At 72.2% G+C, this 20,948-nt stretch carries 18 protein-coding genes; 8 read left to right on the top strand and 10 right to left on the bottom strand.

What is annotated here, in order from left to right:
* The first annotated feature begins 36 nt into the window (after nucleotides 1–36).
* Nucleotides 37–468 (top strand): hypothetical protein, encoded by a 432-nt coding sequence (locus O7622_RS00090; protein WP_282311286.1) that lies wholly within the window; start codon nucleotides 37–39, stop codon nucleotides 466–468.
* A 220-nt stretch (nucleotides 469–688) separates the two neighbouring features.
* Here the strand turns inward: O7622_RS00090 and O7622_RS00085 are convergent, their stop codons facing one another.
* From O7622_RS00085 to O7622_RS00065, 5 genes are all read right to left on the bottom strand, one after another.
* Nucleotides 689–1,717 carry a dipeptide ABC transporter ATP-binding protein gene (locus O7622_RS00085; protein ID WP_282311285.1) on the bottom strand — a complete coding sequence of 343 codons (1,029 nt, stop codon included), beginning with the start codon at nucleotides 1,715–1,717 and terminating at the stop codon, nucleotides 689–691.
* Nucleotides 1,701–2,738: an ABC transporter ATP-binding protein gene (locus O7622_RS00080; protein ID WP_282311284.1), complete on the bottom strand. Its 1,038-nt coding sequence runs from the start codon at nucleotides 2,736–2,738 to the stop codon at nucleotides 1,701–1,703. The genes O7622_RS00085 and O7622_RS00080 overlap by 17 nt, the downstream gene beginning before the upstream one ends.
* A 7-nt stretch (nucleotides 2,739–2,745) precedes the next feature.
* Entirely contained in the window at nucleotides 2,746–3,702 is a 957-nt protein-coding gene (locus O7622_RS00075; RefSeq protein WP_282311283.1) for an ABC transporter permease, read from the bottom strand.
* A gap of 18 nt (nucleotides 3,703–3,720) precedes the next feature.
* On the bottom strand, nucleotides 3,721–4,659 hold the full coding sequence (locus O7622_RS00070) for an ABC transporter permease (RefSeq protein ID WP_135241983.1): 939 nt from the start codon (nucleotides 4,657–4,659) through the stop codon (nucleotides 3,721–3,723).
* A gap of 89 nt (nucleotides 4,660–4,748) precedes the next feature.
* Nucleotides 4,749–6,347, bottom strand: a complete 1,599-nt coding sequence (locus O7622_RS00065; protein ID WP_282311282.1) for an ABC transporter substrate-binding protein — start codon at nucleotides 6,345–6,347, stop codon at nucleotides 4,749–4,751.
* A 390-nt stretch (nucleotides 6,348–6,737) separates the two neighbouring features.
* Between O7622_RS00065 and O7622_RS00060 the strand changes: the two genes are divergently transcribed.
* Both O7622_RS00060 and O7622_RS00055 read left to right on the top strand, forming a co-directional pair.
* The gene (locus O7622_RS00060) at nucleotides 6,738–7,601 is read left to right on the top strand and encodes a bifunctional methylenetetrahydrofolate dehydrogenase/methenyltetrahydrofolate cyclohydrolase (protein ID WP_282311281.1); all 864 of its coding nucleotides are present in this window, start codon (nucleotides 6,738–6,740) and stop codon (nucleotides 7,599–7,601) included.
* Nucleotides 7,602–7,699: 98 nt separating this feature from the next.
* Nucleotides 7,700–8,650, top strand: coding sequence for a malate dehydrogenase (locus tag O7622_RS00055; protein WP_282311280.1), 951 nt, complete (start codon nucleotides 7,700–7,702; stop codon nucleotides 8,648–8,650).
* A gap of 122 nt (nucleotides 8,651–8,772) precedes the next feature.
* On the opposite strand, the gene O7622_RS00050 is transcribed toward O7622_RS00055, so the two are convergent.
* Nucleotides 8,773–9,594, bottom strand: coding sequence for an MBL fold metallo-hydrolase (locus tag O7622_RS00050; protein ID WP_282311279.1), 822 nt, complete (start codon nucleotides 9,592–9,594; stop codon nucleotides 8,773–8,775).
* Between the two features lie 138 nt (nucleotides 9,595–9,732).
* Between O7622_RS00050 and O7622_RS00045 the strand changes: the two genes are divergently transcribed.
* Entirely contained in the window at nucleotides 9,733–10,950 is a 1,218-nt protein-coding gene (locus O7622_RS00045) for an NADP-dependent isocitrate dehydrogenase (protein WP_013288497.1), read from the top strand.
* A 314-nt stretch (nucleotides 10,951–11,264) separates the two neighbouring features.
* Here O7622_RS00045 and galT read toward each other — a convergent pair whose 3' ends face one another.
* From galT to cysC, 3 genes are all read right to left on the bottom strand, one after another.
* The gene (gene galT, locus O7622_RS00040) at nucleotides 11,265–12,338 is read right to left on the bottom strand and encodes a galactose-1-phosphate uridylyltransferase (protein WP_282311275.1); all 1,074 of its coding nucleotides are present in this window, start codon (nucleotides 12,336–12,338) and stop codon (nucleotides 11,265–11,267) included.
* Nucleotides 12,335–13,123, bottom strand: coding sequence for a DeoR/GlpR family DNA-binding transcription regulator (locus O7622_RS00035; protein ID WP_013288495.1), 789 nt, complete (start codon nucleotides 13,121–13,123; stop codon nucleotides 12,335–12,337). Before O7622_RS00035 ends, galT begins: the two co-directional genes overlap by 4 nt.
* A 178-nt stretch (nucleotides 13,124–13,301) precedes the next feature.
* Entirely contained in the window at nucleotides 13,302–14,831 is a 1,530-nt protein-coding gene (cysC, locus tag O7622_RS00030) for an adenylyl-sulfate kinase (RefSeq protein ID WP_282311274.1), read from the bottom strand.
* A gap of 429 nt (nucleotides 14,832–15,260) precedes the next feature.
* Between cysC and O7622_RS00025 the strand changes: the two genes are divergently transcribed.
* Genes O7622_RS00025 through O7622_RS00010 form a run of 4 tightly spaced genes read left to right on the top strand, consistent with a single transcriptional unit; the run spans nucleotide 15,261 to nucleotide 18,712 of the window.
* Nucleotides 15,261–16,175, top strand: a complete 915-nt coding sequence (locus tag O7622_RS00025; protein ID WP_282311273.1) for an ABC transporter ATP-binding protein — start codon at nucleotides 15,261–15,263, stop codon at nucleotides 16,173–16,175.
* The gene (locus O7622_RS00020) at nucleotides 16,168–17,046 is read left to right on the top strand and encodes an ABC transporter permease subunit (protein WP_282311272.1); all 879 of its coding nucleotides are present in this window, start codon (nucleotides 16,168–16,170) and stop codon (nucleotides 17,044–17,046) included. Before O7622_RS00025 ends, O7622_RS00020 begins: the two co-directional genes overlap by 8 nt.
* Entirely contained in the window at nucleotides 17,043–18,002 is a 960-nt protein-coding gene (locus O7622_RS00015) for an ABC transporter ATP-binding protein (protein ID WP_282311271.1), read from the top strand. Before O7622_RS00020 ends, O7622_RS00015 begins: the two co-directional genes overlap by 4 nt.
* The gene (locus O7622_RS00010; RefSeq protein WP_282311270.1) at nucleotides 18,002–18,712 is read left to right on the top strand and encodes an ABC transporter permease; all 711 of its coding nucleotides are present in this window, start codon (nucleotides 18,002–18,004) and stop codon (nucleotides 18,710–18,712) included. The genes O7622_RS00015 and O7622_RS00010 overlap by 1 nt, the downstream gene beginning before the upstream one ends.
* 73 nt (nucleotides 18,713–18,785) lie before the next feature.
* Here O7622_RS00010 and valS read toward each other — a convergent pair.
* The coding region (valS, locus tag O7622_RS00005) for a valine--tRNA ligase (protein WP_282311277.1) at nucleotides 18,786–20,948 on the bottom strand (2,163 nt) is incomplete at its 5' end.

Genomic DNA, 20,948 nt, shown 5'->3' with positions numbered 1-20,948 from the left:
AGCGTCTCCGCTGTCTGTGAGCCCGGCAGGTGTGCCATGCGCGTTCGCGACCGGTTGACCGCCGTCGTCGTCACGCTGGCGTTCGTCCTGGCCGGGCTGGGAGCGGCCGCCGTGCCCGCCCTCACCGCACCGGCAGTCGCCCCGATCGCCGAAGCACTCGCCGACGCCGCACCACCCGCCGAAGCGCTCGCCGGCGCGCCGCCCGCCGCCTCGGCGAGCGGAACGAGCCCGGCCGCGCTGCGTGCCGCGTACCCCCGAATCTCCTTGTCGGAGCTTGCCGCCGGGCCGTGGCACGACCACGGCGGCGGTCTCGGCTACGCCGACGGACCGGATGACCTGGCCCCGGCCGCGCTCCCGCGCGTGGCCGGTCCGGCCGTGCCGGAGCCCGTCGTGCCCGCGCCCCGGCCGCCGGTCGTGCCGCTGCCGCCGCGCGGCCCGCTCGCCGCGCGCGCCCCGCCGCCGGTCTGAGCCGCACCGGACCCGCAGCCCGCACCGGGACACCGCGCTCGCGCCGCACCAGGGACCGCCGCGTCGACCCGGCGGTCTCCGCAGCGAGCTGCGTCCACCGGTACGGCGGCGCGCCGCACGCCGCCGGGCCGTCTCGGGTTCGTCCCGGGTCCGCCCTCCGCACGCGTGCCCGCACCGGAGGCCCCGCCCCCTCTTCCTCCGGGGGACGGGGCCTTCGTCGTCACGCCTCGCTGCGTACCTCCGCGAAGTGGCAGGCGCTGGGGTGCGGGTCCGCCGCGCGGGGTACCGCCTGCGGGTCCTGGGTCGCGCAGACCTCCTCGGCCTTCCAGCAGCGGGTCCGGAAATGGCAGCCGGACGGCGGCTCGGCCGGGCTGGGCACGTCGCCGGTGAGCCGGATGATGGTCCGCCGGTCGCGGGCCTCCGGGTCGGGCACCGGCACCGCCGACAGCAGCGCCTGGGTGTACGGGTGGGTCGCGCGCTGGTAGATCTGCTCCTCGGTGCCGATCTCCACGATCCGGCCCAGGTACATCACCGCCACCCGGTCGGAGATGTGCCGGACCACCGACAGGTCGTGGGCGATGAAGACGTACGACAGCCCCAGCTCGTCCTGGAGCTGTTCGAGCAGGTTGATCACCTGGGCCTGGATGGAGACGTCCAGGGCCGACACCGGCTCGTCGCAGACGATGATCTCGGGCCGCAGCGCGAGCGCCCGGGCGATGCCGATGCGCTGGCGCTGACCGCCGGAGAACTGGTGCGGGTAGCGGTTGACGTGCTCCGGGTTGAGTCCGACCACGTCCAGCAGCTCCTGCACCCGCTGCCGCCGGCTGCGCTTCGGTGCCGCCTCCGGGTGGATCTCGAACGGCTCGCCGATGATGTCGCCGACTGTCATGCGCGGGTTCAGCGAGGTGTACGGGTCCTGCATCACCATCTGCATGTTCCGGCGCAGCCGGCGCAGGCCGGCACCGGTGGCCCGGAGCAGGTCGCGCCCCTCCAGCGTGACCCTTCCGGCGGTCGGCGTCTCCAGGCGCATCAGCAGCCGGGCCAGCGTGGACTTGCCGCAGCCGGACTCGCCGACCACCCCGAGCGTCTCGCCGCGCCGTAGCTCGAACGAGACGCCGTCGACCGCCTTGACCTGGCCGATGGTCTTCTTGAACAGCACGCCCTGGCTGATCGGGAAGTGCTTGACGAGCTGGTCGACGGCGAGGATCGTCTCGCCGCGCACCTTGGCGGGTTCAGCCGTCGCGGTCATCGTGCACCTCCTGGGCGAAGTGGCACGCGCTGGTCCGCCCGTCGCCGAGCACCAGGTCGTGCGGCACCTCGTCCACACAGACCTGCTGGACGTACGGGCACCGGGGGTGGAACGGGCAGCCGGACGGGATCGCCATCAGGTTCGGCGGCAGCCCGCGGATGCTGGACAGCGCCTGGCCGCGCACGTCCAGTCGCGGGATCGACTCCAGCAACCCCTTCGTGTACGGGTGGGCCGGCGCCCGGTACAGCGCGTGCACGTCGGCGTGCTCGACGATGCGGCCCGCGTACATGACCGCGATCCGGTTCGCCACACCGGCGACCACGCCCAGGTCGTGGGTGATCAGGACGAGCGCCATGCCGAGATCCCGGCGCAGGTCGGCCAGGAGGTCCATGATCTGCGCCTGCACCGTGACGTCCAGCGCGGTGGTGGGCTCGTCGGCGATCAGCACCTTCGGGTCCAGCGCCAGCGCCATCGCGATCATGACGCGTTGCCGCATCCCGCCGGAGAACTGGTGCGGGTAGTCGCCGAGCCGCTTCGCCGCGGCCGGGATCCGGACCAGGTCCATCAGCTCGACGGTGCGCTTGCGCGCGTCGGCCCGCGACATCCCGGCCCGCTCGCGCAGCGACTCGCCGATCTGCCAGCCGACCGGGAAGACCGGGTTCAACGCCGACAGCGCGTCCTGGAAGATCATCGCGATCTCGGCGCCGCGGATCTGCCGGCGTTCCTCCGCCGGCCGGGTGAGCAGGTCCCGCCCCTGGTAGAGGATCTGCCCGGCGCGCACGTACGCGGGCGGGGTGTCCAGGATGCCCATGATCGCCTGCGCGGTGACGGACTTGCCGGAGCCGGACTCGCCCAGCACCGCGAGCGTCTCACCGGCGTCCAGGTGGTACGTCACCCCGTTGATCACCCGGGCCACGCCCTCCCGGGTACGGAACTCGACGTGCAGGTCCCGTACCTCCAGCAGGTGCCCGCCGGGCGGGGTGGGTGAGGCCGGTGTGGGCCGGACCGCGTTCTGCGTCATGGGAGAGTCACCGCAGCTTCGGGTCGAAGGCGTCGCGGATCGCGTCGCCGAGCATGATGAAGGCGAGCACGGTCAGGGCGAGGAACGTCGACGGCACGATCAGCGGGGTGGCCGACTCGCGCATGTGCACCCGGCCGGCGTCGATGTCGATGCCCCACGAGATGGTCGGCGCCTTCAGGCCGATGCCGAGGAAGCTCAGCGTCGCCTCGGCCGCGATGAACGACCCGAGCGCGATGGTGAGCACCACGATGGCCGGGGCGAGCGCGTTCGGCAGGATGTGCCGCCACATGATCCGGCCGTTGCCGGCCCCGAGCATCCGGGCGGCGGCCACGTAGTCCTGCTCCCGGGCGGTGATCACCGAGGAACGGACCACCCGAGCCGCCGTGGTCCACCCGAGCAGCGCCAGGACGAGGATCACCGCGAACAGGCGTACCGTCTCGCCGCTCGTGCTCACCCGCTTGAGCAGCACGATCGCGGCCAGCAGCAGCGGGATGCCGAGCACGATGTCGATCACCCGGGACAGCACCGCGTCGACCCACCCGCCGAAGTAGCCGGCGAGCATGCCGACGACGAGCGCGATCACGCCGGTGATCAGCGCGGAGAACGCGCCCACGAGCAGCGAGGCACGGGCGCCGTAGACCGCCCGGGCGAACGTGTCGCAGCCCTGGAAGTCGTACCCGAAGACGGCCCCGCCGGACGGCCCGGCGTGCTGCCGCGACAGTACGCAGTCGCGCGGGTCGTTGGCGGCGAACAGCCCGGGCGCCACTGCCATCGCGGCGACCAGCACCACCAGGAGCAGGCTGATCCAGAAGACCGGGTTGCGGCGCAGGTCCCGCCAGGCGTCACCGGCCAGGCTGCGGGAGCGGTCCGGCCGCCCGGCCCGCCCGGGCGTACCCGGTTCACCTGACACGCCGCGCCGCGCGGCCTGGTTCTCGGTCGCCGCCACCGTCTCGAAGTCGCTCACGGCCGCACCTCGCTGCGCTCACTCATAGCGGATCCTCGGGTCGAGGACGGCGTAGAGCACGTCCACCACCAGGTTGGACAGCAGGTAGACCACGACGAGCACGCTCACGATGCCGACCACCAGCGGGCCGTCCTCGGTGCGGATGCCGCGGAACAGGTTGAAGCCGACGCCCGGGACGTTGAACACGCCCTCGGTGATGATCGCGCCGCCCATCAGGTTGCCCAGCTCGACGCCGAGGAAGGTGACCACCGGGATGAGCGAGTTGCGCAGCACGTGCACGCCGACGATGCGGCGCCGCCGCAGGCCCTTGGAGCGGGCGGTGCGGACGTAGTCGGCGCGCAGGTTCTCGGTCACCGAGGTACGAGTCAGCCGCAGCGCGGTGGCCAGCGACAACGAGCCGAGCACGATGCCGGGGAGCAGCAGCGCGTAGAAGGAGGGCTGGGCTCCGGCGGTGGGCGGGAAGATCGGCCAGCGTACGCCGAGGAAGTACTGGGCCAGCGGGGCCAGCACGATGGTGGGGATGCCGAGCACCAGCAGCGTGAGCACGAGCGTGGCGTGGTCGAACACGCCGGAGCGGCGGATGGCCGCGATCACGCCGGCGGTGACCCCGAAGATCACCGTCACGGCCATCGCGATCACTGCGAGCTTCACGGTGACCGGCCAGGCGGCGGCGAGGATGTCGCTGATCTGCCGCCCGGTCAGCGACTGCCCGAGGTCACCCTGGACCAGGCCGCCCAGGTAGTCGAAGTAGCGGTAGAAGAAGCCGCCGACACCCGTCGCGTCCAGGTGGTACTTCTCGGTCAGGTAGGCCCGCTGCGCGGCGGTCACCGGCCGTTCCCCGGCGAGGGCCTGGATCGGGTCGCCCTGCCCGGCGAACATCAGCGCGTAGACGATCAGCGTGGTCCCGAAGAAGGCGAGGACCATCTGGAGCAGTCGCCGCAGGATGAACCGGAGCATGCTGGCAAGTCTGCCGAAACAGGGCTAAATACGTGCCAATGCGAGGGCCGGGCCACCCGGTGGGGGTGGCCCGGCCCGTCGGCGGGGTGTCAGGCGCGTTCGATCTTCAGCAGGTCCACCCGGTCGAAGAGGTCCACGTGGACGTTCTTGACCTTGGTCGAGTGGCCGAAGTTGTTCTGCCCGTACCGCAGCGGGATCACCGGCATGTCCTGCGCGAGCAGGTCCTCCGCCGCCTGGTACTTCTTGATCGCCTCGTCCTCGGTCGCCGCGCGGGCGCCCTCGGCGAGCAGCTTGTCGAACTCCGGGTTGCTGTAGCCGTAGTAGTTCGACGAGCCGGTGGTGCTGTACAGCGGGCCGAGGTAGTTCTCCATGGACGGGTAGTCCATGACCCAGCCCATCCGGAACAGGCCGACCGGCTGCTTCTGCTTGACCTTGGTCAGCAGGTCCGCGAACTTCGGCTCGGCGGTGCCCACGCACTCCACGCCCAGGTTGGCCTTGAGCTGGTTGCAGGTGGCGTCGATCCAGTCCTTGTGACCGCCGTCGCCGTTGTAGGACAGCTCGATCTTCTTCGGGCCGCCCGCGGCCTCGTACATGGCCTTGGCCTTGACCGGGTCGAACGCGCCCGCCGTGCCGATGGTGTTCTCCCGGTAACCGGCGACCACCGGCGAGACGAACGAGCGGGCCGGCTGCTGCGAGTCCTTGAAGATCGACTTGGTGATCTCGTCCCGGTCGATCGCCATCGAGATCGCCTTGCGCACCTCGGGCTTGCTGAACTCCTCCTGGAACGTCGGGAAGGCCAGCACCTGCAGCGACGAGGCCGGGCTCTGCTGGAAGCGGTCGCCCAGGTCGGTCGCGGCGGTCGACAGGTTCTCGGTCGGGATCGTCTTGATCACGTCGAGGTTGTCCGACAGCACGTCCGCGTACGCGGCGGTCGGCTGCTGGTAGATGCGGAACTCGACGCCGCCGACCTTGGGCTGCTGGCCCGGGAACGCGTCGTAGCGCTCCACCTCGACCTTGGCGTCGTGCTGCCAGCTGCCCTTCATCTTGAACGGGCCCTGGCCGATCGGCGCCTGCTCGTAGCCCTCGGCGAGCACGCCCGGCGCGGAGAAGGCCGCCTTGGGCAGCGGGTAGAAGGCGGTGTAGCCGAGCATGGACTTGAAGTCCACGTACGGCTGGCTGAGCGTGACGGTGAAGGTCAGGTCGTCGACCTTCTTCAGGCCGCTCATCGTCGTCGCCTTCGGGTTCTCGCCCTGGAGGTCGTCGTAGCCGGCCACCTTCTCGAAGAAGTAGCTGGAGTTCTGACCGTTCGGCGCGTACGCGCCGTAGTTCCAGGCGTCGATGTAGTTGTCGGCGGTGACCTTCTCGCCGTTGTGGAACGTGTAGCCGGGCTTCAGCTTGATCGTCCAGACCTTGTTGTCCGACGTCGTCACCGAGTCGGCCGCCACCTCGTGCGGCTTGTTCGCCTCGTCGTAGTCGACGAGCGGGCTGAACAGGGCCGACAGGACCTGGGAGCCGCTCGTCTCGTTGGTGTTGGTCGGCACGAGGTGCTGCGGCTCGGCGATCTCGATCCGCACGGCCGCGTCGGAGTCGCCGGCACTGCCGCCGCCACCGCCCGAGCCGCAGGCCGTCAGGCCCAGCGTCACCGCGAGCGGGAGCGCGGCCCAGGCCGCGAGCCTACGAACACGCATGGAGTCTCCTCATCTCCTCACGCTGCGAGGTCGTCCCGGCGCTGGGTGACTCTGCGCAACGAGCGGTAACGGTAGGTCGCGATCCGGTCCGTCGACAACTAGTGCGTGGTCAACTGATGACGGATCGTGTTCGGCGCGACTTGCCGCTGCCGCCCGTGCGTGCTACACCCCGCCCCTTCCTGCGCTTATCTTCGTCACCGATGGCCGGGTCGCGGCGTGGCCGGGAGTGTCTGAGGCCTCTGGCTCGTCTGTCCGGTCCCTGCCTCTCCGGGTACGCCAGGCCGCTGCGTCACGGTGAGTGGTCACTCTCAGTGACTTAGGGCACGTTGCGCAGCGTGATCGTCGGCCGTCGTCGTCCGGGCCCGCCCGCAGCCGTGAGACGATCACGACGTGACGGCGACGATCCTGGACGGCAAGGCCACCGCGGCGGAGATCAAGGACGAGCTACGGGCCCGGGTGAAGGCGCTCGCGGAACGCGGCGTCACCCCCGGGCTCGGCACGGTGCTGGTCGGGGAGGACCCCGGCTCCCAGGCGTACGTCAACGGCAAGCACCGCGACTGCGCCGAGGTCGGCATCGCCTCGCTGCGGGTCGCGTTGCCGGCCAACGCCACCCAGGAGCAGCTCGACGCGGCGCTGGCCGAGCTGAACGCCGACCCGGCCTGTCACGGCTACATCGTCCAGCTCCCGCTCCCCGGGCACCTCGACACCCAGCGCGCGCTGGAGTCCATCGACCCGGACAAGGACGCCGACGGGCTGCACCCGGTCAACCTGGGCCGGCTCGTCCTCGGGTACGACGCGCCGCTGCCCTGCACGCCGCGCGGCATCGTGGAGCTGCTGCGCCGGCACGACGTGCCGCTGCGCGGCGCGAACGTGGCTGTCGTCGGCCGGGGCAACACGGTCGGCCGCCCGCTGGGCCTGCTGCTGACCCGGCGCAGCGAGAACGCCACCGTGACGCTCTGCCACACCGGCACGCTCGACCTGGCCGCGCACACCCGCGCCGCCGACGTCGTCATCGTCGCCGCGGGCGTGCCCGGCCTGCTGACCGCCGACATGATCAACCCGGGCGCGACGGTGGTGGACGTCGGCATCACGCGGGTGATCGGCGAGGACGGCAAGGGCCGCTACACCGGCGACGTGGATCCGGAGGTGGCCGAGGTCGCGGGCAAGCTGGTGCCGATGCCAGGCGGCGTCGGCCCGATGACCCGGGCGATGCTGCTGACGAACGTGGTCGAACGGGCCGAGCGGGCGGGCTGACACCCACCCAGGTCATAACCGTCCGCCCCTGGCCCGATCGGTGCCAGGATGGCTGATACGGTCCGGAAAACCGACTGGTATCAGGGAGTGGGACGACCATGGGTAAGAAGGTCACTGTCGTCGGCGCCGGCTTCTACGGCTCGACCACCGCACAGCGCCTGGCCGAGTACGACGTCTTCGACACCGTCGTCATCACCGACATCGTGGAGGGCAAGCCGGCGGGTCTCGCGCTCGACCTCAACCAGTCCCGCGCGGTCGAGGGCTTCGAGACCACTGTCGTCGGCGTCACCACCGGCCCGAACGGCGAGGGCTACGAGGCCATCGAGGGCTCGGACGTCGTCGTCATCACCGCCGGCCTGCCGCGCAAGCCGGGCATGAGCCGGATGGACCTGCTGGAGACCAACGCCAAGATCGTCCGGCAGGTCGCCGAGAACGTCGCCAAGTTCGCCCCGAACGCCGTCGTCATCGTGGTGTCGAACCCGCTCGACGAGATGACCGCGCTGGCCCAGCTCGCCACCCAGTTCCCCAAGAACCGGGTGCTCGGCCAGGCGGGCATGCTGGACACCGCCCGCTTCACCAACTTCGTCGCCGAGGCGCTGAGCGTGCCGGTGAAGTCGGTACGGACCCTGACGCTCGGCTCGCACGGCGACACCATGGTCCCGGTGCCGTCCAAGAGCACCGTGAACGGCAAGCCGCTGCGTGACGTCATGCCGGCCGAGCAGATCGAGGAGCTGGTCGTCAAGACCCGCAACGGTGGCGCGGAGGTCGTCGCGCTGCTCAAGACCGGTTCCGCGTACTACGCCCCGTCCGCCGCCGCGGCCCGGATGGCTAAGGCCGTGGCCGAGGACTCCGGCGCGGTCATGCCGGTCTGCGCCTGGGTCGACGGCGAGTACGGCATCTCCGGCGTCTACCTGGGCGTCGAGGCCGAGATCGGCGCCGAGGGCGTGAAGCGGGTCGTCGAGACCGACCTGGACGCCGACGAGCTGGCCGCGCTGAAGGAGGCCGCCGAGGCCGTCCGCGCCAAGCAGGGCGACGTCGCCAGCATGTGACACCCGTACCACCGCGCAGAAGGCCCGCCGGCTCCGCCGGCGGGCCTTCTGCCGTCCCGCCCGGTTCTCCCCGTCGATCATGAAGTTGACGGCGGAAATGGAGACCGACCAGGCGGTCAACCTCATGATCGACGGGGCGAGGGCGAGGGCGAGGGGTGGGGGTGGGGGGTGAAAGGGGCGGTCAGGTGGGGGGTGGCCAGGACGGCGGGGGAGAGGGACCTGAGCAGGTGCTGGCGGGAGTGGCGGGCCGTGGCCTGGTCCTCCTCGTGGGCGTACGCCAGCTCCGGATCGACCAGCTGGATCGCGTGCACCAGCAGGTCGCCGGTGATCAGGAGGCGCTCGTCGCCCGCCTCGACCAGCACCGACTGGTGACCCGGCGTGTGGCCGGGCGTGTGCAGCAGCCGTACCCCAGGGGTGAGAGGCGTCTCGCCGTCGACCACCCGCAGCCGGCCGGCGGCGCGCAACGGCGTCAGCAGCCGGGCCGGCAGTTCCGGGTGGAACAGCTCCAGCGCGTCCACCTCGGCGCGCTGGACCAGGTGGTCCGCGTTCGGGAACATCGCGCCGGCCCAGCCCACGTGGTCGGTGTGCAGGTGGGTGAGGACCACGGTGCGCACGTCGGCCGGATCGATCCCGGCGGCGGCCAGCTCGGCCGGCAGCCGGCCCGGCACCGGCACCGGCGCCCAGCTCGCGGCGAGCGAGTCGGCCGGGCCGATCCCGGCGTCGACCAGCGTGACCGGCCCGTCGCCGACCCGCACGGCGAACGCGCGGAACCGCAGCCACCACCGGCCGTCGTCGGTGACGGCGCCCGGGTCGAGCCGGTCGGCTGCCGCCCAGTGCGCTTCCGTGGCGTCGGGAAACGCCTCGCCGCGGGGCTGGAAGAAGGGCCCCTCGCCGTCGCAGAGCGCGGTGACCGTGATAGACCCGAGGGTGCGGCTGCGCGGCATCGGACGATGATGCCAGCGGGCCGAGGCGCGGCGCAGCCCGCTTTCCGTCGGTCCACCCGGGCCGCCTGGGGACTGCCGGCCAGTTTCCAGTACGCTCGTACTGCTTGAGCACGTGTCCCCCGAGAGGAGCGCCGGCCGATGGCGAAGATCAAGGTAAACAACCCGGTCGTGGAGATCGACGGCGACGAGATGACCCGGATCATCTGGAAGCAGATCCGGGAGCAGCTGATCCTGCCCTACCTCGACGTCGACCTGCACTACTACGACCTGTCGATCCAGCACCGTGACGCCACCGACGACCAGGTCACCGTCGACGCCGCCAACGCCATCAAGGAGCACGGCGTCGGCGTCAAGTGCGCCACCATCACCCCGGACGAGGCCCGGGTGGAGGAGTTCGGCCTGAAGAAGATGTGGCGGTCGCCGAACGGCACCATCCGCAACATCCTCGGCGGCGTGGTCTTCCGCGAGCCGATCATCATGTCGAACGTGCCGCGGCTCGTCCCGGGCTGGACCAAGCCGATCATCATCGGCCGGCACGCGCACGGCGACCAGTACAAGGCCACCGACTTCGTCGTCCCCGGCCCGGGCACCGTGACCATCACCTACACCCCGGCCGACGGCGGCACGCCGATGGAGATGGAGGTCGCCAACTTCCCCGGCGGCGGCATCGCCATGGGCATGTACAACTACGACGAGTCGATCCGGGACTTCGCCCGCGCCTCGTTCCGGTACGGCCTGGACCGCGGGTACCCGGTCTACATGTCGACCAAGAACACCATCCTCAAGGCGTACGACGGCCGGTTCAAGGACATCTTCGCCGAGGTGTTCGAGAACGAGTTCAAGGCCGAGTTCGAGGCCGCCGGCCTCACGTACGAGCACCGGCTGATCGACGACATGGTCGCCGCCGCGCTCAAGTGGGAGGGCGGGTACGTCTGGGCCTGCAAGAACTACGACGGTGACGTGCAGTCCGACACCGTCGCGCAGGGCTTCGGCTCGCTCGGCCTGATGACCTCGGTGCTGCTCTCCCCGGACGGCCGCACCGTCGAGGCCGAGGCCGCCCACGGCACCGTCACCCGGCACTACCGGCAGTACCAGAAGGGCGAGAAGACCTCGACCAACCCGATCGCCTCGATCTACGCCTGGACCCGGGGCCTGGCCCACCGGGGCAAGCTGGACGGCACCCCGGCGGTCACCGAGTTCGCCGACACGCTGGAGAAGGTCATCGTGGACACCGTCGAGGGTGGCCAGATGACCAAGGACCTCGCGCTGCTCATCTCGCGGGACGCCCCGTGGCTGACCACCGACGAGTTCATGAACGCGCTCGACGAGAACCTGGCGCGCAAGCTCGCCGCCTGACGTGCAAGGAAGGGCCCCTTCTTAACGCCTCGCGTTGTAGAAGGGGCCCTTTTTAACACCTGGAGCCCGCCGGGACGGCGTGACCTCGTTCGGTGCGCCCTCGTTGACAGGGTGGACGAGATGCCAGTCGCGTCCATGAAGGTGGGCCGTGGCCGCGCGCCGGCGACGCCGACCCTTCGAGGCTGCCGAGCGCAGCCAGCCGTCCCTTCCCTGCGGGGGGTCCTGTCCCGGGCCCCCCGCGCCCCATGCGCGGGCCGCGGTTGTTAAGAAGGGGCCCTTCCTCTACCGCAGGCGTTAACAGGGGGCCCTTCCTTTCATGCGGTGCGGAGCAGTTCGGCGGCTCGCTCGGGGGCGATGTCGTTGATGAACACGCCCATGCCGGACTCCGACCCGGCCAGGTACTTCAGCTTGTCCTTGGCCCGCCGGATGCTGAACAGCTGAAGGTGCAGGTGGCCCAGCTCCCGGTCGATCCGCACCGGTGCCTGGTGCCAGGCCGCGATGTACGGCATCGGCAGGTCGAACAGTCCGTCGAAGCGGCGCAGCAGGTCCAGGTAGAGCGGCCCGAAGGCGTCCCGCTCGGCGTCGTCGAGCGCCGGGATGTCCGGCACCGGCCGGTGCGGCGCCACGTGCACCTCGAACGGCCAACGGGCCGCCGCCGGGACGTACGCGGTCCAGTGCTCGTTGCTCGTCACCACCCGCTCCCCGGCGGCGCGTTCGGTGGCCAGCACGTCGGCGTAGAGGTTGCCCCCGGTGCGGTCGGCGTACCGCCGGGCGGCGGCCAGCATGGTCCGGGTGCGCGGCGTGACGAACGGGTACGCGTAGATCTGCCCGTGCGGGTGGTGCAGCGTCACCCCGATCTCCACGCCCCGGTTCTCGAACGGGAAGACCTGTTCCACACCGGGCAGCGCGCTCAGCGCGGTGGTGCGGTCGGCGAGCGCGTCCAGCACCGTCCGCACCCGGCGCGGGGAGAGCCGGGCGAACGAGGCGTTGTGGTCGTCGGTGAAGCAGACCACCTCGCACCTGCCGTGTCCGGGGCGTACCGGGGTGAACGGCGTGATCTCGGCCGGTTCGTCGGCCACCCGCTGGCTCAGCGACGGGAACCGGTTCTCGAAGACCGCCACGTCGTAGTCGGGCGCCGGGATCTCGCTGTGCCGCTCGGCCCGGGACGGGCACAGCGGGCACTGGTCGGCCGGGGGCAGGAACGTGCGGGTCTGCCGGTGTACCGCCACCGCCACCCACTCGTCGGTCAGCGGGTCGTACCGCAGCTGCGAGGCGGGCGGGGGAGGGGGCAGGTCCCGCCGGTCCGGCTGGTCGCGGACCGCGTCGTCCCGCTCGTCGAAGTAGATCAGCTCGCGGCCGTCGGCCAGCGCGATCTGCGTACGCTTCACTCCGCTCCCCTCGTCGTGGGCACCGTCACCAGCTCACCCACCCTGTCGTCGAGTACCCGTCGGGCCTCGGGTGCCAACCGGTCGTCGGTGACCAGCACGTCCGCCGCCTCCAGCGGCACGATCGACGAGATGCCGACGGTGCCCCACTTGGTGTGGTCGGCGAGCACCACCAGCCGGTCCGCCGCCGCCACCAGCGCCCGGTTCGTGTCCGCCTCCATCAGATTGGGGGTGGTGAAACCGGCCCGTTCGCTGATCCCGTGCACGCCGAGGAAGAGCAGGTCCAGGTGGAGCGCGGCGATCGCGGCCACGGCGAGCGGGCCGACGAGCGCGTCCGACGGCGTGCGGACGCCGCCGGTGAGCACCACTGTCTGGTCGGGCCGGCCACCGACGTGCAGGGCCTCCGCCACCGGCAGCGAGTTGGTGACCACAGTGAGGCCGGGCACGTCGACCAGCCGCCGGGCCAGCTCGGCGGTGGTGGTGCCGGCGGAGAGCGCGATCGCGGCGCCGGGCCGGACCAGCCCTGCGGCATGCTCGGCGATGGCGGCCTTCTCCGCCGACTGGCGGACGGACTTGGCGTGGAAGCCGGGCTCGTCGGTCGAGCCGGGACCGGCCGGTGTCGCGCCCCCGTGCACCTTCGCGAGCAGGCCCTGCTCGTGCAGCGTGTCCAGGTCGCGCCGGATGGTCATGTCGGAGACGCCAAACTCGGCCGCCAGCTCGGTGACCCGGACGCCGCCGGCACGGCGCAGTCGTTCCAGGATGGCCGTCTGCCGCTGCCGCGCCAGCATCCCCGGCTCACCTCCACGCCTCACCGACCCACGCGGGCACTCCACGCGGTCGAACGTGTTCCAACAAAGGCGAACACTACCGCGCAGCGAGGGGTGATGCGAGACCGCCGCCGTCCGGCAGGCCGGACGACGGCGGTCGAGGTGCTGGGGTGCCGGGACGCGGCCGGCGGTCAGGCGGTCACGCGGGCTGGAGGCGGGGCTCCACCCAGCCGGTCTCGGTCAGGTGCTCCATCACCTTCCCGATGGCCTCCTCGACGCTCAGATCCGAGGTGTCGACCACCAGGTCGGCGTCGGTGGGCTCCTCGTACGGGTCGTCGATGCCGGTCATCCCGGTGATCAGGCCGGCCCGGGCGCGGGCGTACAGGCCCTTGCGGTCGCGCTGCTCACACACGGCCAGCGGCGTCGCCACGTGGACCAGCAGGAAGCCCGCCCCGGCCGTCTCCGCCATCTCCCGGGCGGTGGCGCGGGCCGCCGCGTACGGCGCGATCGGGCAGCAGATGCCGACGCCCCGGTGCCGGGCGATCTCGGCGGCCACCCAGCCGATCCGGCGCACGTTGAGATCCCGGTCGGCCTTGCTGAACCCCAGCCCGGCGGAGAGTTCCCGCCGCACCACGTCACCGTCGAGCAGCGTGATCGTGCGGTCCCCCTGCTCGCGGAGCACGTCGGCCAGCCCTCGGGCGATCGTCGACTTGCCCGAGCCGGACAGGCCGGTCAGGAAGATCACCAGCCCTCGGTGCCGCCGCGGCGGGCGCGCCCGGGTCAGTTCCTTCGCCACCGCCGGCGGGGTGTGCCACTCGGGCAGCGGGAAGCCCCGGTCCAGCAGGTCGTCGATCTCGCGCGCGCTCAGCGCCAGCCGCCGGTTGCGCGGCGGGATGTCCTCGCGCCAGCGCCACTGCCCGTCCCGGTTGTCGTAGGCCAGCTCGCGGGGGACCAGCACGCGCAGACCGGCGCCGGAGAGCATGCCCTCGGTGGAGAGCAGGTGGGTGACGCCGTACGCGGCGGCGACCCGGGCCCGCAGCAGCGCGTCGCTGATCTCGTCACGCCGCCGGGCCAGCGGCACCGCCACGAGCGTCGCCGGAGGCATCCGGTCGCGGGCGGCGAACACGCTGCGCACCAGCGCCTCGGCCGGCAGGCCGCCGATCGACTCCTCGCCCACCGGGATCATCACCAGCAGGTGCGCGCCGAGCGTACGGGCCGCGTGCGCGATCTGCGCCAGCTGCGGCCGGTGCAGGGGACGGTCGGCGAACACGCCGAGCACCCGGCCCGGCGGCAGCAGCCCGCGTACCTCGTCGGGGCCGCGCCGCAGCCGCTGGAACGGCCCGTGGCCGCCGTCGCCCAGGCGGCGCACCGTGCCGCCGGCACCCACCATGCCCTCGCGGCCCGGCCAGACGTCGGTCACGTCCATCGCCGCCACCGGCGCGCCCTCGCCGTCGGTGAGCACCACCGCCCGGCGGGCCGGGTCGGCCGGGTCCAGCCCGTCGGCGAGCGCCGCCGGCACCTGGAGCGTCACCGGCACCGGCCACGGCGTGCCGTCGGCCAGCCGGCCGCGCCGGTTCAGCGAGGCCAGGTCGGCCCGGCTCATGAAACCGGTGAGCGGTGTGTACGCCCCGCTCAGCAACAACTGGAGATCGGCCAGCTCGGCGGGCCTGGGCGCGTACGACGGCGCATCCCGCAGAACGTCCTCGGGCAGCAGCCACCCGTTGCTCATCGAACCCCCAACTCACCGGCCGGCACACAGTTTCGCAGCCCACCGGCGATCGGTCGAGAGCGCCACCCGGCCTCCCGGTGATCGCCTGTTCCGGCGACCGGGCCGAGGACGAGTCGGGGTCACCGAATCCTTACCGGCGGGCCGCGGCCGGTCGATCGTGCGAACGGCTGCCCGCGCGCGCCGACCGGCCGAGCGCGCGGTCCCGTATCCGCCGGACCGCCGGCAGCCCCCTGCCGCGGCAGCGACGCGACGCGCGGATCGAGGTTCCCGCCGCAGTCGAGTCGGCCCTCACCCGGTGGCGGCTTCCCCGAGCGGTCGTCACCCCGTCACCCCGCTCCCGCCACCTAGGGGCCGCGGAGGCCGAGGATCAGGGGATCGCAGGGGTCAGGAGAGGCTCCGGCCCGGCACCGGAGTTCTACGCTGAACGGCGTGACACTGCTCGCGACCGAGTCGCTGACCAAGACGTACGGAGGCCGGGTCACCGCGTTGGCCGACCTCACCGTGTCGGTCGAGCCGGGGATCATCGGGCTGGTGGGCGCGAATGGCGCCGGCAAATCCACTCTGATCAAGATCCTGATGGGTCTGCTCCCGCCGACCAGCGGCCGGGTGCAGGTGCTCGGCCTCGACCCCACCACCGACCCCGCCGCGGTCCGCGCCCGGGTCGGCTACATGCCCGAGCACGACGCCCTCCCGCCCGACCTGTCCGCCGCCGAGCTGGTCACCCACCTGGGCCGGATCAGCGGGCTGCCGCGGACCGTCGCCCGGGAACGGGCCTCCGAGGCGCTGCGCCACGTCGGTCTGCACGAGGAGCGGCACCGGGCCGTCGGTGGCTACTCCACCGGTATGAAGCAGCGGGTCAAGCTCGCCCAGGCGCTCGTGCACGATCCCGACCTGCTGCTGCTCGACGAGCCGACGAACGGCCTCGACCCGGCCGGCCGGGACGCCATGCTCGCGCTGATCCACCGGATCGGCACCGAGTTCGGCATCTCGGTGGTGGTCTGCTCGCACCTGCTCGGCGAGGTGGAGCGGATCTGCGACACGCTCGTCGCCATCGACGGCGGCCGGCTGCTGCGCGCGGACCGGGTGTCCGCCATGACCACCGCCACCGACGTGCTGGCCGTCGAGGTGAGCGAGGGCACCGAGGAACTGGCCGCCCGACTCACCGCGCTCGACCTGCCGGTGACCCGCGACGGGCGGCTGCTGCTCGTCCCGCTCGCCGACGACGCCACCTACGACCAGATCCTCGGCGCGGTCGCCGAGCTGGACCTGCCGCTGCACCGGCTGGACCAGCGGCGGCACCGGGTGGCCGAACTCTTCGCCGCGAGGGAGCCCAGCCATGTCTGACGCGACCGGGGTCATCCACGACATCGGCTACCAGCGCTACACCGGTCCGCGGCTCGGCCGCCGGCAGGTCTTCGGCGCGCTCTACCTGCACGGTGTGCGTACCGTCTTCGGGCTGGGCCGCAGCGCCAAGGCCAAGATCTTCCCGTGGCTGGTCGTCTCCGTGGTCACAGTGGTGGCCGCCGGGGTCACGGCGGTACGCAGCCAGATCGGCGAGGTGGTGATGACGTACGCCCAGTTCGCCGACGCGATGAGCTGGCTGGTCATCTTCTTCGCCGCGGTGGCCGCGCCCGAGCTGGTCTCCCGCGACCTGCGCAGCGGCGTGTTGCCGCTGTACTTCTCCCGGCCGCTGCCGCGCGGCGACTACGCGCTGTCCAAGCTGCTGGCGCTCGTCACCGCGCTGTGGCTGCTGCTCGGCGGCCCGCAGCTGGTGATGTTCCTCGGTGCCGCGTTCACCACGAACCGGGGCGTGCGCGGAGTGTGGGACGAACTGCTCGACCTGGTGCCCGGGCTGCTCTACGCCGGGCTGTGGGCGGTGGTGTTCGCCTCGATCGCCCTGCTGGTCGCCTCGCTCACCGGCAAGCGCGCGTTCGCCGCCGGCGGCATCGTGGCGGTCTTCCTGATGACCACGCCGGTCGTGGGCGTGCTGTCCATCCTCCCCTCGCGGACGATCAACGAGCTGGCCTTCGTGGCCTCTCCGCCGACGCTCGTCGGCGGCGTGGGCAACTGGGCGCTCGGCGACCGGCTGACCCAGGGACGGGGCGGCATGCCGATCGGCGACTTCGGGCCGGTCTACGCCGTGGTCGCCGTGCTGCTGGTCGCCGCCTGCGTCAGCCTGCTGCTCCTGCGATACCGGAAGGTGGCCGCCCGATGACGGCGATCAGCACCCAGTCGACGGCCGGCGTGCCCGCCGCCGCGACGAGCACGCTCGACCTGGCGGGCGTCTCCCGCTGGTACGGCAACGTGGTGGCGGTCAACGACGTCACCATGCGGCTCGGTCCCGGCGTGACCGGCCTGCTCGGCCCCAACGGCGCCGGGAAGACCACGCTGCTGCACATGATGGCGGGCTTCCTGTCCCCGTCGCGCGGCACCGTGACGCTGGACGGGGAGCCGACCTGGCGCAACCCCGCCGTCTACCGGCGGCTCGGCCTGGTCAGCGAGCGCGAGGCGGTGCACACGTTCCTCAGCGCGTACGAGTTCGTGCTCGCCAGCGCCAAGCTGCACCGGCTGCCCGACCCGGAGGCCGCCACCCGGCGGGCGATCGAGCTGGTCGAGATGGAAGACGCGCAGGCCCGGCGGATCGGCACCTACTCCAAGGGCATGCGGCAGCGCACCCGGGTCGCCGCCGCGCTCGTGCACGACCCGCAGGTGCTGCTGCTCGACGAACCGTTCAACGGGATGGACCCGCGCCAGCGGCTGCACATGATGGCGCTGCTGCACCGGCTCGGCGACGCGGGGCGGACCATCCTGTTCAGCTCGCACATCCTGGAGGAGGTCGAGCAGGTCTCCGGCACGGTCCAGGTGATGGTGGCCGGCCGGCTCGCCGCCTCCGGCGACTACCGGACCATCCGCCGCCTGATGACCAACCGGCCGCACGTGTTCGGGGTGCGTTCCACGGACGACCGGGCGCTGGCGGTGGCGCTGATGGCCGAGGCGTCGGTCTCCGGCGTCGAGCTGGACCGAACCGGCCTGACGGTCAAGGCCGGCGACTACGGTGCGTTCACCCGGGCACTGCCCCGGATCGCGCTCCGGCACGGCATCCGGGTCCGGCAGCTCCTGCCGGAGGACGAGTCGCTGGAGAGCGTCTTCTCGTATCTGGCGGAGGCATGATGTCGACAGTCACCTGGATCACCGCACGCGGCCTGTTCGGCCGGAGCCGGTTCCTCATGCTGCTGCCGTTGCCGCTGGTCCTGATCGGCCTGGCGGTGCTCTGCCGGTCGCTCGGCGTCGACCCGGGCCAGTGGGGACCGCCGGTGCTCGTCGGCCTCGGCCTCGCGGTGGTGCTGCCGGTGGTGGCCCTGATCGTGGGCACCGGCGTGCTCGGCGCGGAGATCGACGACGGCACCGTCGTGCACATCCTCACCAAGCCGCTGCCGCGCTGGCAGATCGTGCTGCCGAAGCTGGCGGTCGCGGCCGGCGTCACAGCGGTCACCGTCGGCGTCCCGATCTACGTCGCGGGCGTGCTCGCCGATTCGGTACGCCTCGGACTCGCACTGGTCGCCGCCTCGGCGGCGGGCGCGCTGGCGTACTCGGCGCTGTTCCTCGCGCTGAGCCTGGTGACCCGGCGGCCCGTGCTGCTCGGTCTGGTCTACGTGCTGATCTGGGAGGGGCTGCTCGGCCGGTTCGTCGGCGGCACCCGGGTCCTGTCGATCCAGCAGTGGGTGATCGCCCTGGCCGACCGGATGGCGCCGACGCCGCTGCTCGGCACCACCGTCTCGGTGCCGGTCGCGGCGGTGCTCACCGCGCTGGTGGCGATCGGGTTCACGGTGCTGGCGATCGACCGCCTGCGCTCGTTCAGCGTGGCCGGCGAGACGAGCTGACACTCGGCACGGGCGGCCGGCGCGACGCCGGCCGCCCATCCGGTCAGCACGTCGCGAGGCGATGACCGGTTCGTCAGAACGCGCAGGCGATGACCAGTTCCGTGGTGCGGTCCGGCAGCAGGTCCAGCTTCGCGATCCGGCCCGCCGCGCGCAGGTCGTCGGCGACGGCGCCGAGCTGGTCGAGCACTGCCGCCGGTCCGAGCGCCTCGGCCAGCGGCACGTCCGCCTTCATCGACAGCTTCCGTTCCGACTTGGCGCGGCGCACCTGGCCCAGCGCGTCCGCGGCCAGCCGCAGCAGCTCCGGGTCACCCGGCGCCCCCATGGCGCGGCCCACCTCGTACGTGGTCGGCCACGGCGAGCGGTGCACCGAGCCGTACCGCCACCACGACCAGACCTCCTCGGTGACGAACGGCAGCACCGGCGCGAACAGGCGCAACTGCACCGACAACGCGGTCGCCAGCGCCGCCCGGGCCGAGTCGGCCGCCGGCCCGGTACCGTAGGCGCGCTCCTTCACCAGCTCGATGTAGTCGTCACAGAACCGCCAGAAGAACGCCTCGGTGGCCATCAGGGCGGCCGTGTGGTCGTACCCGTCGAAGGCGGTGGTCGCGGTCGCGACCACGCCGGACAGGTCGGCGAGCATCGCGGTGTCCAGCGGTTGGGTCGCCGCGGCTCGCAGCGCGTCGGCGGCGCCCAGCCCGAGCGCGAACCGCGACGCGTTGAGCAGCTTGGTGGCCAGCCGGCGCCCCACCTTGACCTGGGCCGGGTCGAAGGCGAGGTCCATGCCCGGCTTGCCGTTGGCGGCCCAGTAGCGGACCGCGTCGGACCCGTTCCGCTCCAGCAACGCCATCGGCGTGACCACGTTGCCCTTGGACTTCGACATCTTCTTGCGGTCCGGGTCGAGGATCCAGCCGGAGAGCACCGCCGTGTGCCACGGCAGCGCGCCGTGCTCCAGGTGGGACCGGGCCACTGTGGCGAACAGCCAGGTACGGATGATGTCGTGCCCCTGCGGGCGCAGGTCCATCGGGAAGACCCGGGCGAACAGGTCCGGGTCGGTCTCCCAGCCGCCGACGATCTGCGGGGTCAGCGACGAGGTGGCCCAGGTGTCCAGCACGTCCGGGTCGCCGCTGAAACCGCCCGGCTCGCCGCGCTGCGACTCCTCGTATCCGGGCGGCGGCTCGCTCGTCGGATCGATCGGGAGCATCGCCTCGTCCGCTGTGAGAGGGTGGGACCAGTCCGGCTCGCCAGCGTCGTCGAGCCGGTACCACACCGGCACCGGCACGCCGAAGAACCGCTGCCGGCTGACCAGCCAGTCACCGGTGAGACCGCCCACCCAGTGCTCGTAGCGGTGCCGCATGTGTTCCGGCACCCAGCGCAGCTCCCGCCCCCGGGCCAGCAGCTCCTCGCGCAGACCGGCGTCGCGGCCGCCGTTGCGCAGATACCACTGCCGGGTCGAAACGATCTCCAGCGGCCGGTCGCCGCGTTCGTAGAACTTCGCCGGGTGGGTGATCGACCGCGGCTCGCCGACCAGGTCGCCCGCGTCCGCCAGCAGCTCCACGAGCGTCCGCCGGGCGCCGTTGACGGTCTGCCCGGCCAGCGCCGCGTAGGGCTCCGCCGGCACGCCGGCCGGCGGCTCCGGCAGCAGGCGCCCGTCCCGGCCGATCACCACGCGGGTGTCCAGCCGCAGTTCCCGCCACCAGGTCACGTCGGTCAGGTCACCGAACGTGCAGACCATCGCGATGCCCGTCCCCTTGGCCGGGTCCGCCAGCGGGTGCGCGCGCACCGGCACCTCGACCCCGAAGACCGGGGTACGCGCAGTCGCGCCGACCAGGTCCGCGTACCGCTCGTCGTCGGGGTGGCAGACGAGCGCCACGCAGGCCGGCAGCAGCTCGGGCCGGGTGGTGTCGATCAGCACCTCGCGGCCGTCCGGCCCGGTGAACCGCAGCCGGTGGTACGCGCCGGGCCGCTCCCGGTCCTCCAGTTCCGCCTGCGCGACTGCGGTGCCGTACCCGACGTCCCACAGCGTCGGCGCCTCGGCCTGGTACGCCTCGCCCCGGGCCAGGTTGCGCAGGAACGCGCGCTGGCTCGCCGCGCGGGCCGCCGACCCGATCGTGGTGTACGTCAGCGACCAGTCCACCGACAGCCCGAGCCGCCGCCACAGCGCCTCGAACGCCTTCTCGTCCTCCACGGTGAGCAGCTCGCACAGCTCGATGAAGTTGCGCCGGGAGATCGCCGTCGG

The organism is Micromonospora sp. WMMD1076 (genome assembly GCF_029581475.1).
GTDB lineage: Bacteria > Actinomycetota > Actinomycetes > Mycobacteriales > Micromonosporaceae > Micromonospora > Micromonospora aurantiaca.
Note: the sequence above shows the minus strand (reverse complement) of the source record. Positions and strands in the feature narration are given on the sequence as shown.

What these genes read in the sequence shown, in the direction of transcription:
- O7622_RS00090 (WP_282311286.1), top strand. Translation starts at nt 37, where the DNA reads ATGCGCGTTCGCGACCGGTTGACCGCCGTCGTCGTCACGCTGGCGTTC.
- O7622_RS00085 (WP_282311285.1), bottom strand. Translation starts at nt 1,717, where the DNA reads ATGACCGCGACGGCTGAACCCGCCAAGGTGCGCGGCGAGACGATCCTC.
- O7622_RS00080 (WP_282311284.1), bottom strand. Translation starts at nt 2,738, where the DNA reads ATGACGCAGAACGCGGTCCGGCCCACACCGGCCTCACCCACCCCGCCC.
- O7622_RS00070 (WP_135241983.1), bottom strand. Translation starts at nt 4,659, where the DNA reads ATGCTCCGGTTCATCCTGCGGCGACTGCTCCAGATGGTCCTCGCCTTC.
- O7622_RS00065 (WP_282311282.1), bottom strand. Translation starts at nt 6,347, where the DNA reads ATGCGTGTTCGTAGGCTCGCGGCCTGGGCCGCGCTCCCGCTCGCGGTG.
- O7622_RS00055 (WP_282311280.1), top strand. Translation starts at nt 7,700, where the DNA reads ATGGGTAAGAAGGTCACTGTCGTCGGCGCCGGCTTCTACGGCTCGACC.
- O7622_RS00050 (WP_282311279.1), bottom strand. Translation starts at nt 9,594, where the DNA reads ATGCCGCGCAGCCGCACCCTCGGGTCTATCACGGTCACCGCGCTCTGC.
- O7622_RS00045 (WP_013288497.1), top strand. Translation starts at nt 9,733, where the DNA reads ATGGCGAAGATCAAGGTAAACAACCCGGTCGTGGAGATCGACGGCGAC.
- O7622_RS00035 (WP_013288495.1), bottom strand. Translation starts at nt 13,123, where the DNA reads ATGCTGGCGCGGCAGCGGCAGACGGCCATCCTGGAACGACTGCGCCGT.
- cysC (WP_282311274.1), bottom strand. Translation starts at nt 14,831, where the DNA reads ATGAGCAACGGGTGGCTGCTGCCCGAGGACGTTCTGCGGGATGCGCCG.
- O7622_RS00020 (WP_282311272.1), top strand. Translation starts at nt 16,168, where the DNA reads ATGTCTGACGCGACCGGGGTCATCCACGACATCGGCTACCAGCGCTAC.
- O7622_RS00015 (WP_282311271.1), top strand. Translation starts at nt 17,043, where the DNA reads ATGACGGCGATCAGCACCCAGTCGACGGCCGGCGTGCCCGCCGCCGCG.
- O7622_RS00010 (WP_282311270.1), top strand. Translation starts at nt 18,002, where the DNA reads ATGTCGACAGTCACCTGGATCACCGCACGCGGCCTGTTCGGCCGGAGC.